General features: G+C 69.1%; 10 protein-coding genes and 2 pseudogenes. 6 read left to right on the forward strand and 6 right to left on the reverse strand.

All coding sequences use genetic code 11. The features are described from left to right. Positions 1-33: 33 nt before the first annotated feature. Genes K7C20_RS00180 through K7C20_RS00190 form a run of 3 tightly spaced genes read left to right on the forward strand, consistent with a single transcriptional unit; the run spans position 34 to position 2,094 of the window. Positions 34-219, forward strand: a complete 186-nt coding sequence (locus K7C20_RS00180; RefSeq protein WP_343236134.1) for a CDGSH iron-sulfur domain-containing protein — start codon at positions 34-36, stop codon at positions 217-219. Then, entirely contained in the window at positions 219-1,268 is a 1,050-nt protein-coding gene (locus K7C20_RS00185) for an iron-containing redox enzyme family protein (protein ID WP_053209396.1), read from the forward strand. Before K7C20_RS00180 ends, K7C20_RS00185 begins: the two co-directional genes overlap by 1 nt. Positions 1,269-1,323: 55 nt before the next feature. Further along, positions 1,324-2,094 carry a 2OG-Fe dioxygenase family protein gene (locus K7C20_RS00190; protein WP_078953259.1) on the forward strand — a complete coding sequence of 257 codons (771 nt, stop codon included), beginning with the start codon at positions 1,324-1,326 and terminating at the stop codon, positions 2,092-2,094. Here the strand turns inward: K7C20_RS00190 and K7C20_RS00195 are convergent. From K7C20_RS00195 to K7C20_RS00205, 3 genes are all read right to left on the reverse strand, one after another. Then, positions 2,081-3,208, reverse strand: coding sequence for a carboxylate-amine ligase (locus K7C20_RS00195; RefSeq protein ID WP_209443948.1), 1,128 nt, complete (start codon positions 3,206-3,208; stop codon positions 2,081-2,083). The two genes, K7C20_RS00190 and K7C20_RS00195, sit on opposite strands and share 14 nt — an antisense overlap. A gap of 622 nt (positions 3,209-3,830) precedes the next feature. Continuing rightward, positions 3,831-4,355: a hemerythrin domain-containing protein gene (locus K7C20_RS00200; protein ID WP_078953272.1), complete on the reverse strand. Its 525-nt coding sequence runs from the start codon at positions 4,353-4,355 to the stop codon at positions 3,831-3,833. Positions 4,356-4,846: 491 nt separating this feature from the next. Continuing rightward, the gene (locus tag K7C20_RS00205; RefSeq protein WP_030075392.1) at positions 4,847-5,230 is read right to left on the reverse strand and encodes an ATP-binding protein; all 384 of its coding nucleotides are present in this window, start codon (positions 5,228-5,230) and stop codon (positions 4,847-4,849) included. Between the two features lie 854 nt (positions 5,231-6,084). On the opposite strand from K7C20_RS00205, the gene K7C20_RS00210 reads away from it, so the two are divergent. Further along, on the forward strand, positions 6,085-6,456 hold the full coding sequence (locus K7C20_RS00210; protein ID WP_245171275.1) for a MerR family transcriptional regulator: 372 nt from the start codon (positions 6,085-6,087) through the stop codon (positions 6,454-6,456). Between the two features lie 228 nt (positions 6,457-6,684). Here K7C20_RS00210 and K7C20_RS00215 read toward each other — a convergent pair whose 3' ends face one another. The 3 genes and pseudogenes from K7C20_RS00215 to K7C20_RS37905 form a co-directional block, all read right to left on the reverse strand. Next, complete coding sequence (locus K7C20_RS00215; RefSeq protein WP_030075394.1) at positions 6,685-7,668, reverse strand: glycine betaine ABC transporter substrate-binding protein; 984 nt, start codon at positions 7,666-7,668, stop codon at positions 6,685-6,687. Then, positions 7,668-7,820 (reverse strand): annotated as a pseudogene (locus K7C20_RS00220) (ABC transporter permease); the annotation flags it as partial. The pseudogene K7C20_RS00220 and the gene K7C20_RS00215, both read right to left, overlap by 1 nt. Positions 7,821-7,858: 38 nt before the next feature. Next, positions 7,859-8,083: pseudogene (locus K7C20_RS37905) on the reverse strand (hypothetical protein); the annotation flags it as partial. Positions 8,084-8,621: 538 nt separating this feature from the next. Here K7C20_RS37905 and K7C20_RS00225 point away from each other — a divergent pair. Both K7C20_RS00225 and K7C20_RS00230 read left to right on the forward strand, forming a co-directional pair. Beyond that, entirely contained in the window at positions 8,622-9,914 is a 1,293-nt protein-coding gene (locus tag K7C20_RS00225; RefSeq protein WP_245171272.1) for a serine/threonine-protein kinase, read from the forward strand. Positions 9,915-10,794: 880 nt separating this feature from the next. Next, on the forward strand, positions 10,795-12,894 hold the full coding sequence (locus tag K7C20_RS00230; RefSeq protein ID WP_030075397.1) for a SpoIIE family protein phosphatase: 2,100 nt from the start codon (positions 10,795-10,797) through the stop codon (positions 12,892-12,894). Positions 12,895-12,919: the final 25 nt, after the last annotated feature.

Consider the following 12,919-nt stretch of genomic DNA (forward strand, 5'->3'; position numbering starts at 1 on the left):
AACGGCCCGCTCCTGGTGGAGGGGCCGGTGGAAGTGGTCGGTGACGACGGTGCCATAGCCGTCTCCCGACGCTTCACCGTCGCGATCTGCATGTGCCGACGCAGCCGCAGCTACCCCTGGTGCGACACCAGTCACCGCAACCGTTCGAAGCACACGTCCGACCCCGCAGACAGCGCCAGTTGCCCGGCAGCGGACGCCGTCTGCGAAGGAGAACAGTGATGAAGGACGACCTCGGAGCCGCCCGGCCCGGCGGGCCGCAGCTTCCGCAAGTGCGCGGCTACCTGTCCGACGCGGTGATCTCGTGGCTCCGCACCGGGGAGGGACCCTTGCCGACTCGGGAGGAGATCCAGCGCACAGGCCCGTACGGGGCGGATCTCCAGCTAGCCCTCTACGTGCTGTACGAGCTGCACTATCAGGGGTTCGACGGCGTGGACGACGACCGCGAATGGGCTCCCACGCTGCTGTCGGTGCGGCGCTACCTGGAGGAGGCGTTCCTCCGGGCCCTCCGGGCTGACGTCCCGGCGCTCGGCGAGCAGGAGGCGATGGCCGGCCTCCTGACCGAGCCCGCCACCGACGATGGCAACAGCGTCAGCCACTACTTGAAACGTGAAGGCCGACTGTGGCAGCTGAGGGAGTACGCGGCCCTCCGCTCGCTGTACCACCTCAAGGAAGCCGACCCGCACGCCTGGGTCCTCCCTCGGTTGCGGGGCCGCGCCAAGGCCGGGATGGCCGCCATTGAATTCGACGAGTTCGGTGCCGGGCGGGCCGAGGACATCCACGCCCAGCTCTTCGCCGACCTCATGGCAGACCTCGCCCTGGAAACCGCGTACGGGCACTACGTAGACGTGGCGCCCGCCGAGACGCTCGCCATCGTCAATCTCATGTCCCTACTGGGACTGCATCGGTCCTTGCGCGGGGCGCTGGTCGGTCACTTCGCCGCGGTCGAGGTGACCTCGTCGCCAGGATCACGACGCCTCGCGGAAGCCATGCGCCGCACGGGTGCCGGCCCCGCTGCGGAGAGGTTCTACGACGAGCACGTCGAAGCCGACGCCGTCCATGAACAGATTGTCCGCAGAGAAGTGGTCGACGGTCTGCTGAAGGACGAGCCGGATCTGGAACCCGATGTCGCCTTCGGCATCGGTGCCACCGGACTTCTCGACAGCCGACTTGCCGGATATCTGCTCGCCGCCTGGCGGGAGGACCGTAGCGCACTGCCGGCCCCGTTGCCGCACGTCCGTGCCCGCAAGCCCGCACGGAGCGAGACGTGAGGACAGGTGAGGCCTCCTCTCTGTGGGACCGGCGAGAGAATGGCAGGAGGGTGTGATGGACGAGAACTCTGAGAGCTTCTGGGCTTCGGCGGAGCCCACGGTCTTCCAGAAGCCTCCGCCCGCGGTGGCGGCGGCGCGCGAGTCCTTGGGATCGGTCGGCGTCCACCTCATACCGGCAGCCACCGTGAGATCACACCTTGGCACCGGAGAGGAGGAGTGGGCGCGCTTCGCCATGCACTGGGAGGACCTTTCCCAGGACCGGTATGCCGCCGAACGGGGCACCTGCCGACTGCGGCGTTACGGACAGTTCTCGCTCACCCCCGCCACCGGAGAGATGACCCAGCTACCGGACACCCCTTTCGTGCAGCCGGATCGGAGCAACCTGCTCTACGTGGACGTCAACCGTCACTTCGAACCGCTGACCGACGCCTTTGTGGCGGACCCACTGCTCCGCTCGGTCGTGTCGCTTCTCGGACACGTCGCGGGCGCCCTGGACTCCGCCGCATGCTGGATCGCGAAGGTGCATCCGTTCCGGGTCGTCGCCAGGGCCGGCGGCGAAGGGCAGCCGACTCCGGAGGGCCGGCACCGTGACGGAGTGACGCTGGTGTCTTCGTTGCTGGTCAGCCGTAACAATGCGAGCGGGGGCCGGAGCACCGTCTTCGCTCCGGACGGGCCGGAACTGCTCTCGGCCACTCTGAACGAACCCGCGAGTCTGCTGCTGTCGGACGATCGCCACACCTTGCACGGCGTGTCACCCATCCGCCCGCTGGATCCGTCCCGGCCCGCGCACAGGGACGTGCTGGTCACCACACTCACGCCGGCCTGACAGTGGCGCGTCCCGGACGCCCTCCCGACGGCTCTCCGCGTCGGCCGGACGTCAGCCGCTCGAGATCGTCCACTACGTCCGTCAGGTGTGCACGACGGCGCCACGAGGCCCGCTGACGCTGAGCGCCGCATCCCCGCTCGCCGAGCCGGCGCAGGAGCCCCATGGCCCGGTCGAGATCCCCGTGCTGCTCCAGCGCGGAGCGGACATGCTCGACGAGCCGGGTGGCCTGCACGGAACAGGGCAGGACCCGGCCCGTCAGCGCATCGACCCCCTTGCCAGGCCAGCCGTCGCGCGCCGCTCGCCAGTAAGCGGCCCGCACCAGTTCGCTACAAGTCTCGGGGCCGGTGTGGCCGCGCTGTACCAACGCACTGGCGGTCACCACGAGCGCCCGGATCAGAACCGCCAGTGCGACGGTGTCCGCCACCTCCGCTGGAACATCCATGGCCCGGATCTCCAGAGTGGGGAGCCGGGGATTGGGCCGCACGTCCCAGAACGGAATGGCGCCATCCAGCATCGCCTCGGACTCCTGGAGGGCGGCGGTAAGCCGCTCATAGTGGCCCAAGGACTCGACATGCGGCGGGGCTCCGAGGGCTGGGAAGCGGCCTCTGATAACGGTGCGCCAGCTGGCATACCCCATGTCACGCCCGTCCAGAAAGGGCGAGTTGGCGCTCATCGCCACGAGCAGCGGCAGCCACGGCCGCAAGTGATTACCTACCAGCACCGCCATCTCTCGGTCGGGCACATGCACATGGATGTGCGCGGCGCAGATGGCGAATCCATCGAGCAAGGTCCCGAACTGATCCAGGCCCGCCCGGTAGCGCGGATGGTCCCCAACGATTGCCGGGCCCTCGCGCCCAATGACCGGTGTACCGGAAGCGCAGATACCGAGCCCTTCGGCCCGCGCGGCTGCCGCAGCGGCCCCTCGCACCGCGAGCAGTGCGCCGTACAGGTCGGCGCCCTCCCGGCAGGGAGGCGTTTTCACCTCAATCTGACACTCATCGAATTCCCCCGAGACGAGGTCACCCACCGTCTCCCGGGCGCGCGCCACCACCCGGCTGCCCAGCGATGCCACCGCCCGGCTGCCTGGATCGATGAGAAAGAACTCTTCCTCCACGCCCAGCAACGGAGCCAGGGCGCGGCCCGCCGGCCCCACTCCGGGGCGCGGCCCGCTGTTCATCGTCCCTCCGGTCCCCGCCAGTTCTCGGCCGCCGTTCCGGACCGGCGGCCGTGGGGAGGACCCGGGAAATGCCCGTTCGAGCAGGCCCGCCGACTCCAGCTCGGGCCTGCTGCGGCCCTGAATCCCAGCGAACAGGCGGTGACACCGAGACCCTCGATGACCTTCACCGTCATGGCACCTCCTTGCTCCGGTTTCTCCTGTCTACGCCGTACCCGGCCGGGGCGCGACTCCAGGAGCCGGGGTTGGTCAGTGCCAGCGGACCCGCAAGTGGCAGTGAGTCCACAACCGGGCTCGCCGAAGGATGCGTCTGCGGCAGCTGACGCGCAGGCCGTCGCCGGAGATGAACCCATGGACCGCAGTCCCGCAAACGAACGGGGCGGCGCGCCCGATCAGCCGCTCCATGTCCCGTCGTCCGCGTCGGCCTTCCGGCAAGGACGACGATCTGGCAAGTCGCGTCGGCGGGCGGGCGCCCTTGCGCGCGGCATCTGGCTGGCACCGTCCCGAACCCCACCGTCACCCTCACCGCACAGCCGGCCGACCGCCCGAGCTGCCATCGCGATCAGCCGTTCTTCTCCATTGCCTTACGGACGACGCCTTTCGTTCGGTCCATCAGCGCGGCCACGGGCCCGAGAGCAACGTTGGCCGCCCCCGACTCCACTCCGGGATGCGGCCGGGTGGGGGCCATGGCCTCGGCGGCCTTCACGGCCCTGGCCATCGCGGCAAGATTGGCGTCGTCGGTGCTGCGGCGAATGTGGGTGAATTCGTAGCGTTCCTCGGCGCGGGCGTGTTTCTGGACGTCCGTGCGAAGTTTCATCAGTTGCGGCATGAACCTCGGGTCGTCGGTATCGAGGTCGTCGAGCGCCGCCAAGGTTTCCTTGGCCGCCTTCTCCTCGGCGAGACGATCCTTTACGACTTGCTCACCGCCCGGCACGCTGCGGCGGGCGAAGGGGTGGACGACTTCCTCCTCCGCCGTCTCGTGAACGGCGAGGAGGCGCACGAGACGGCGGAACGCGTCGCGACGTTCGTCACCAGCCGCAGCCTCGACCTCGTCGAAGAGGTTGCGGATGTCGCCGTGCTGGCGCATGAGCAGGGCGACCACGTCGGTGTCGGGAGCCTGGTCGTCCCCGGCCGGGGGGTCTGAAGCTCGCTCCTATGCCCGTACCTCACTTGTCGCGCATGGCAGGGTCGGGTGGTCGCTTTCGGTCTGCACGCGGTATTCGCGGCCGAACATGGCGCCGTGCTCGGCCATAACCCGCTCGCTCGGCGGCTCCTCGCCACCGTGGATGCTCGAACCTCTCGTGCGCGCTCGCGGTCGGTGACCTTGGGGTCCTCGGGCAGGTTCGCCACCTCGTGGGTAAGGCCAGTGCGCAGCGGCCCTTGGGCCGTCCACTCGCGTATCCGCGGCCTTTCCGCTCCGACGTACTTCCAGCCGCCACCGCTTCCACTTCGGGCGGGCACCGTCCGGGACGTGATCCCCGGTTCAACAAGATCAGCACTACCGCCATCCGCTGCCCCGTCGGTCCCCACGGCCGGGCCCCGGGGTTGGTGAGCGCAGTCAGTGTCGCCGCCTTGGCGCTACCGGGGGAGAAGGGCGCTTACGGTCTTGCCGCCGGACGGCCAGCGGGTCCCTGCGGTGGTGCGGGCGAGGCGGTTGACCATGGGCCAGCCGAAGCCTCCGGTGCCGTCGTTCAGGCCGGGGGTTGGCATGCGTGGCGCCTGCAAGCTGGGGTCGTCGACGGCCACCTCGACGGTGTCGGGGTGGGCGGCCAGGCAGAGGGTGTAGGTGCCGCCGCCGTGGCGTAGGGCGTTGGTGACGAGCTCGGAGACGACCAGGACAGCGGTGTCGGCCGGTTCTGAAGCGACGGCCGGCTGCCGGAGGGCTTCGAGGAAGGCCCGGGTGGTGTCACGCGCATCGGCGACGGCGGTCGCGGAGCGGATGGTCGTGGCGTCGACGCACATCGTCAGGTTCACCCTGGCCTCTGGCTCGTCAATGCCCGGTCCTGCCTACCCGTCCCTCGCGCCCCGCCCGGCGCCCTCTTAACCCGACAGGTCCCGATTACCTCACCGTCGAACACACGAAAATCTATGTCGGCTGAAGTAGACATTGGGTGGTGGTGTGGTTATGGTTTCTCTCGTAGCCGAGATCAGCGAGGCCCGGCAGAGACGAACTGGCGGGCAGCAGTACACGCAGTTGCAGTGAGCAGGACGGTGCGGTGGTGGAGTTCCGAAGCCAGAGCGGTTGCAGGAAGGCGACGGGACTGACGGCCGGACCGGGTGGCCCGCAGTGATCAGGGGCTGCCGTGAGCAGTACCGCAGTGGCAGTTCAGTAAGTGCAGTTCGCAGTACCAGCAGTGCGGTTGTCAGTAGTTCCTCGGTAAAGGCGTCGGCTGCGGGCGCGCGTACCGGGAGGTTCGGCAGTGGGGTTCTGAGCCAGAGCAGACGCAGGATGGGCGACGGGGCTGGCTGCCGAAGAGTGGCGCTTGATCAGGTCACCAGCAGTTCGCATCACCAGTAGTACAAGCAGTACGCAGTCCCCGTTAGTAAGTAGTTGATCAAGAGGGAAGAACGGAGGAGTTGAGCGCCATCAGGATCGCCCGGGCGGAATCACTGAGCCCGGGTACCGCAGGACATCGACAGTGAGGTGGTCTCCGGTCAAGCAACCGCGATCCCCGCGCACCCGACAGTATCTAGGTCGGGTCTGCGGAAACAGAAGGCCGGCGCAGTACCAGGGTCGGCAGATGGTGTAGCAGTTCCTTCGGGGCCCTGGTGCCAATGGCACCAGGGCCCCTCCACGCGTTCCACAGAGAGGTGAGATGACAGCAGTCGACTCGTTTGGCCGTCTCGATGACGATGACTACCCCGCCTACACCATGGGCCGGGCCGCCGACATGCTCGGCACCACACAGGGCTTCCTCCGCGCCATCGGCGAAGCCCGCCTCGTCGCCCCGCTCCGCTCCGAGGGCGGCCACCGCCGCTACTCCCGCTACCAGCTGCGCATCGCCGCCCGCGCCCGGGAACTCGTCGACCAGGGCACCCCCATCGAGGCCGCCTGCCGCATCATCATCCTCGAAGACCAGCTCGAAGAAGCCCAGCGCAGCAACGCCGAACACCGCAACGCTGTCAGGCCGCGCGGCGCGGCGACGCCTGATCCGCTAGCGAGAAAGCCGTCGGCACGTATTCCTTGACCGCACACGGCCGACGGCAGAATGACGGCCTGACCGGCCGGCCGGCAGTAGCCCGCAGGCGGGGCTCCGACAACTTCATCGCCGGAGCCCCTTGACCGTGCAAACCCAGCCCTCAGCCGCTATGCGCGTCGTTCGGATCATGGTGTCCCGGCCCTCCGGACGGCAGCGTCTACGCGAGCGGCAGGGCGCTCTCCTCCTGCTCGTCGGGCCCTCGTGCGAATCCGGCTGTCAGCCTTCCCGGATGAAGCCCTCCCGCACCAGCCAGTCCTTCGCCACCTCGTGCGGGTCCTCCCCGCCCACGTCCACCCGCGCGTTCAGCCGCTGGGCCTCCGCCCCCGTCAGCCGCTTGGTGATCGGGGCGAGGAGGTCGGCGATGGCCGGGTACTTCCTCATTGTGGCGCTGTTCATCTCGGGTGCCGCGTTGTAATTGGGGAAGAAGTGCCGGTCGTCCTCCAGCACCTTCAGCTTGAGTTCGGGAATGCGGCCGTCGGTGGTGGCCGCCACACCGAGGGCGCAGGCCGCGCCCTCGGCGACCTGGGTGTAGACGACGCCGTCGTCCATCTTTTTGAAGTTCCCGCGCCGGAGGGCGAATCCGTACGTCTTCGCCACGCCCGGCAGGCCGTCCTCGCGCACCGAGAACTCGCTCCCGCCGCAGATCGTCGCCGCGCCCGGGTCTTTCTTCGTCAGACGTGCCACGTCGGAGAGTGTGCGCAGCCGGTACTTCTGCGCATTCGCCTGGTTCGCGACCAGCGCGTAGGTGTTGTTGAGCGGGGCGGCGCGCAGCCAGGTGATGCCGTTGCGGCGGTCCTCCTCGCGTACGGCCTCCCACTGCTCGGACGGGTCGACGACCCGCTTGGTGTGACCGAGGTAGGTGATCCAGGCCGTGCCGGTGTACTCGTACATCCCGTCCGCCGCACCGGACTTGACCGCCTCGCGGGCACCGATCGAGCCCTGGATGTTCGTCCGGTCCAGGACTTCCGCGCCGGCCGCTTTGAAGACCAGCCCCATGATCTGGCCCAGAATGATCTGCTCGGTGAACTCCTTTGAGGTCACGGTCAGTTGGGCGCCCTCCAGCGGTCGCCCCTTCCCGATGGAGCCGGGCTGCACCGAGTCGGCCAGCGGGCTGCCGCTGGTCAGACCGCAGCCGCTCAGCCCTGCGGCGGCGAGCAGCAGGGCGCCCGCGACGGCCGTCCGTACCTGGGCCAGGCGCATCAGTCCACCTCCAGGCCGCGTGGGCATAGCAGCAACTCGACGAGCGCCCCCACCCAGTCCATGATCAGCGCCATGGCGACCGTCAGTACGGAGCCGAGCACCAGCACCGGCATGCGCTGGTTGGTGATGCCGGAGGAGACCAGGTCCACCAGTAGCTGCTGGCAGCGTGCGCCCAGGTACTCCCAGAAGGTCACTTCTCGGGCTCTGCCTCAAGGTCGGTCCTCCAGCGGTCAGCGGTCCATACAGCGCCTGCCACGACTCCTGGCGCACCAGTTGGAGTGATCCGGAGCGGCACCGGATTCTCCAACGTGATCGCCGTCGAGGCCCGCACAATGCCATCGAATCCCCCCATCCGGTCGATCACGCGCTGCAAGTCGGCATTCGAGCGTGCCACCAAACGGCCCAGCATGTCACCACCCCGCCAGCGGCGAGGAGTACTTGGGCCGCGCCCGACGGGAGCCGCATCACCGGCTCAGCCGGCCCCATCTACGCGAACGCCCACCCCTACGCGTACCCGACAGAGATAGCAAAGTGGTTGTCAGCCACAGCTTCCCAGAACTCAACACCCGGCAGTTGACCCTGGTGGCCGACTGACCACCTCCAGCACCACGGCCGGGGCTGTAGGCCCGCGGCGGCCTGGTGACACTCAGCCTCACGTGCCCTCACTTGCACATGAGGATGCTGTCGCAGACCACCGCGCAGGGCCGGATAGCCGACCAGAACACTACTGCGACGCGAGGAGCGGTGCCGGCACACGGTCTCCGGCAGGAGTGCTGGGCCGAGAAGGGGGACCTGCGGGGGCCGGTATGCTGGGGCTGCTGCGGCACCTCCCACCCTCACCCACGTGGTGAGTTACGGCCTGCGGTGGTCGAGACGTCTCATGGCATGAGGATGAAACACAGGTGCTGATAGCGGGCCGGTATCGGCTGCAGAACGTGGTCGGTCGGGGAGCGGTGGGGGAGGTCTGGCGGGCCTTCGATGAATCGCTCGGCAGACCGGTGGCGGTGAAACTGCTGCTCCCCCAGGGCGCCGACCCCAGCGCCGCCTCCCGCTTCCGCCTGGAGGCGCAAACGGCCGGATGCCTCAACCACCCGCACGTGGTCGGTGTCCTCGACTTCGGCGAGCACGAGGACCGTCTGTTTCTGGTGATGGAACTGGTCGAGGGCGACAGCCTTGCCCGGCTCGCCGGTTCCGGCCCGCTGCTTGCCGAGCGCGTGGCCCTTATCGCTGCGCAGGCCGCCGCCGGGCTTGCCGCGGCCCACCGGCAAAACATTGTCCACCGGGACATCAAGCCTGCCAACCTCCTGCTGGACACCCACGGCGCGCTGAAGATCGGCGACTTCGGTATCGCACGGTTCGTCGACGATCCCGGTGCCGCCCTCACCGCCACCGGACAGATCGTCGGCACCAGCCTCTATCTCGCGCCCGAGCGCGCCCTGGGCCGGCCCGCCGGCCCTGCCTCGGACGTGTACGCGCTGGGTTGCGTGCTCTACCAACTCCTCACCGGACGGCCGCCGTTCCAGGCGGACACCGCCCTCGCGATCCTCCACCAGCACCTCGACGCCTCCCCCGTGCCACCCCGGCAGCTCGGCACCAGCCTCCCGCCTGCCTTCGAGAGCTACCTGCTCGGGCTCCTGGCCAAGCAGCCCGAGGACCGGCCCACGGCCCATCAGGTGGCGGACTGGTTCGGGCGCGGAGCCTGGCGCGGGGCGCCGGAGCCCCTGCCGCAGGAACTACCGGACCAGGGCCGCGGGCCCGCACCCTCCACCGTGCGCGGGCCGCACATCACCGGCCCGGACGCCGCCGTCCCCGGCCCCCCAATACCAGGCACCGCCGTACCTGCACCCTCTGTAGGAGGCGTCTATGTCCCGGCAGCGGAAACGGAGTGGAAGACGACGGTGCACCGGGTCGCGCCGCACCACCCTCGCCTGCCGATCTCCCGCCGTTCCCGCCTGATGGCGCTGCTGGGCGGTGCCGCCTTGTTCCTCGTAGCGCTATTCGCCGGCTTGACGTGGTTCTCGCCCGAGACCGGTACGGCGCAAGTGCCGCAGGCTGAGCCGTCCGCGCTCGTGAACCCTTCCATCTCACCGCCCCCGGCAACGAATGGGACGGCTCCATCACCTTCGCCCACACCCTCGCTCTCCTCATCCGCTGCGCAGACCCCCGACGCGGAGACGGCGGCACCGGCCGACGCCAAGAAGAGCCCCAAGGCAGCGGGGAAGCACGGAGGCAAGGGCAAGCACTGACCAGGGTGTACCGAGCAGCGTGGTCACTTGGTGCGGCCCTGACCGGACGACCCCCGGCCTACAGCGAAGGACTCCCCGGTCGCAACAGCTTTTACCGCCTCGCGCGTTGAGTCCGGCCAAGAGCGGGATGCCGGACAGACATGAGTCGGCAAGAGGACCGGCGTTGCGTAGAGATGCTCGTCGACCGCTTGGAGCACATGGTGGCGCCGTGGACACCTGTCCCCCGCAGTGGCCGGACCGTGGGCGACAAGTGACGATCCACGGTGAACGCATGGGCACCGCGTACGGCCTGTTCGGCACGCTCTCTTTCGCCCATGCGGTCGGCGTCGCTTTCCTGGTCCTGGCCGGGCTGACTCCGGTCCAGAGGTGGCCCCTGCAGGTCTGGAGCACTCCGGGCCGCCAGTGCCGCACGTTGCTGCCCAAGCTCGGTTCCGCGCCGGTTCCGCCAGGTCGATGCGCCCCTCGTCAGCCTGTAAAGAGCCAGCAAAGACGTGACCCGGAGCTCACGCGCTGCCACGGAAACCCGATTCTCCGTGACCGGCTCGAACCGGGTGCAGTCGGCCTGCTGTCCGGGTGCGATCACCAGCGGGCGGCACCGGCCGTCGGCGCTGAGGTGGACCTTGGAGGCCCGCCGCGCGAGCGGCCCAGACCCTCACCCGGAGCAGCGCCCCACCTACCAGGTGCGCCGCCGATTCCAGGCAGCGCTCACGACGAATGATCAAGTTGGAAAAGGGCGGGGGGCCATCCTGCTCCAGCGCGTGAGCGGTCGGCCGCTCCAAGGTGGACCATGGAAGCCAAAGCACTCCATGGGTACGGGCCAGGGCCACGGACTGGCGCGAGCAGAGGCCCTTGTGGTCCGGCGTATGGAAGGAGTGCCCGTGTGAGCACAGCCGATGGGCGTCCGGCTGACGCCGGCCGGCCGGAGGAGCAATCGTCGCAGCCGAGCGGGCTGATGGACCTTCTCGGCGTTGCCGCGGTGCTGCTGGATGCCGATGGGCGGATCGTCTTGTGGAGCCCGGAGGCCGAGGAGCTGTTCGGCTATACCGCCGAGGAGGCGCTCGGGCAGTACGCTGCGCCGCTACTCGTTCACGAACAGCACTGGGATCTGATAATCGAGCTGTTCGCCGAGGTCATGGACACCGGGGAGCGGTGGGCCGGGGCGTTCCCCATCCGGCACAAGGACGGCAGCACTCGCTCGGTGGAGTTCCGCAACATGCGGCTGCTGGACGACCTCGGCGACTTCTACGCCCTTGGCATGGCCACCGACAGGTCAAGGCTTCGGAACGTCGAACGGGACCTCGCCCTGTCCACCCGGCTGATCTCCCAGTCGCCCATCGGGCTGGCGATCCTCGATACCGATCTTCGGTACGTGGCCGTCAACCCCGCTCTGGAGCGGATGCACGGCATTCCCGCGGAAGACCATCTGGGCCGGCACTACCGCGAGATCATGACGTCGGCGAAGTTCGAGGGGCCGGAGGCCGGGATGCGGCAGGTCCTCGAGACCGGGGTTCCCCTGGTCGACGAGTACACCATCGTGGGCCACACCCCCGCCGACCCGCACATGCACGCCTGGTCGATCTCGCTGTACCGGCTGGACGATTCCCAGGGGCGCGTGCTCGGGGTGGCCGACCTGGTGGTGGACGTCACCGACCGCTACCAGGCGGCCACGGAGGCCGCCGAGGCCCGCCGGCGTCTGGCGCTCATCGCCGACGGCTCCGCACACATCGGCACCACCCTGGAGGTCGAACAGACCGCCCGAGAGCTGGCCGGCGTCACCGTTCCCGAGCTCGCCGACATGGCCACGGTCGACGTCCTCGACTCCGTCCTCGACGAGCACCGCCCGCCCCTGGGTGACGGCCCCGCGGTCTTCCGCGCCCTCGCGGTGCACGCCGCCTACGCCACCGAAGCCATCCAGGCCGCCGACCCGCCCGGCCAGATCGCTTCCTACGACGCCGACCGGCTCCCCACCGAATGCGTACGCACCGGCCGACCGATCCTGATCTCCCACATCGATGACGCCGCCCTGGCCCGCATCGCCCGCGACGACCGCGCCGCCACGGTGCTGACCCGCGCCGGCGTGCACTCCTACATGCTGCTCCCGCTCACCGCCCGCGGCCAGATCCTCGGAATCCTGGGCCTGAGCCGCGCCCGCAACCCGCAGCCCTTCACCGAGGACGACCTCGCCCTCGCCGGCGAACTGGCCTCCCGCGCCGCCGTGTGCATCGACAATGCCCGCTCACACCAGACGGTGCGCAACGCCTCCGAGACGCTTCAGCGCAGCCTGCTCCCTGACCACCCGCCCCACCTCCCCGGCTTGGAGGTCGCCTCCCGCTACCGGCCCGCACAGGCCGCCTACGAGGTCGGCGGCGACTGGTACGACGTCCTCCCGCTCGACGGCGACAAGACCGCACTGGTCGTGGGCGACGTCATGGGCAGTGGCATCGACGCCGCCGTCACCATGGGCCGCCTGCGCACCGGCACCAGCGACTTCGCCGACCTCGACCTCAACCCCGCCCAGGTCCTCCACCACCTCGACAAAATCACCTCAGGGCTTGAGCAGTACATCGCCACCTGCGTCTACGCCGTCTACGATCCACACAGCGCGGAGTGCCACATCGCCACCGCAGGCCATCTGCCCCCCGTCCTGATCCGCAACGGCAAGCACCCGCAACTGCTCGACCTGCCCACCGGCACCCCGCTCGGAGTCGGCGGTGTCCCTTTCATGACCACGACCTTCCCCGTCGGCTCTGGTGATCGGCTGGTCCTGTACACCGACGGACTCGTCGAGGTCCGTCATCACTCCATCGACGAACGCCTCGACACCCTCCTCCGCCTGCTTGACGCACCCGACCGCACCCTGGAGGAAACCTGCGACCGGCTCCTTCGCGAACTCCGGCTTCCCGCCGACCCGGATGATGTTGCCGTGCTCATCGCACGCATGCAGCCCCTCGCGGAGACGGGCGATCTCACGGTGGATTAGACCCTGTCCGATGGGTCAGGTGACC

The organism is Streptomyces decoyicus (assembly GCF_019880305.1).
Taxonomy (GTDB): Bacteria; Actinomycetota; Actinomycetes; order Streptomycetales; family Streptomycetaceae; genus Streptomyces; species Streptomyces decoyicus.

Excerpts from the sequence above, each read along its gene's own strand:
- K7C20_RS00205 (WP_030075392.1), bottom strand. The coding sequence starts at position 5,230 with ATGTGCGTCGACGCCACGACCATCCGCTCCGCGACCGCCGTCGCCGAT.
- K7C20_RS00185 (WP_053209396.1), top strand. The coding sequence starts at position 219 with ATGAAGGACGACCTCGGAGCCGCCCGGCCCGGCGGGCCGCAGCTTCCG.
- K7C20_RS00215 (WP_030075394.1), bottom strand. The coding sequence starts at position 7,668 with ATGCGCCTGGCCCAGGTACGGACGGCCGTCGCGGGCGCCCTGCTGCTC.
- K7C20_RS00210 (WP_245171275.1), top strand. The coding sequence starts at position 6,085 with ATGACAGCAGTCGACTCGTTTGGCCGTCTCGATGACGATGACTACCCC.
- K7C20_RS00200 (WP_078953272.1), bottom strand. The coding sequence starts at position 4,355 with ATGCGCCAGCACGGCGACATCCGCAACCTCTTCGACGAGGTCGAGGCT.
- K7C20_RS00190 (WP_078953259.1), top strand. The coding sequence starts at position 1,324 with ATGGACGAGAACTCTGAGAGCTTCTGGGCTTCGGCGGAGCCCACGGTC.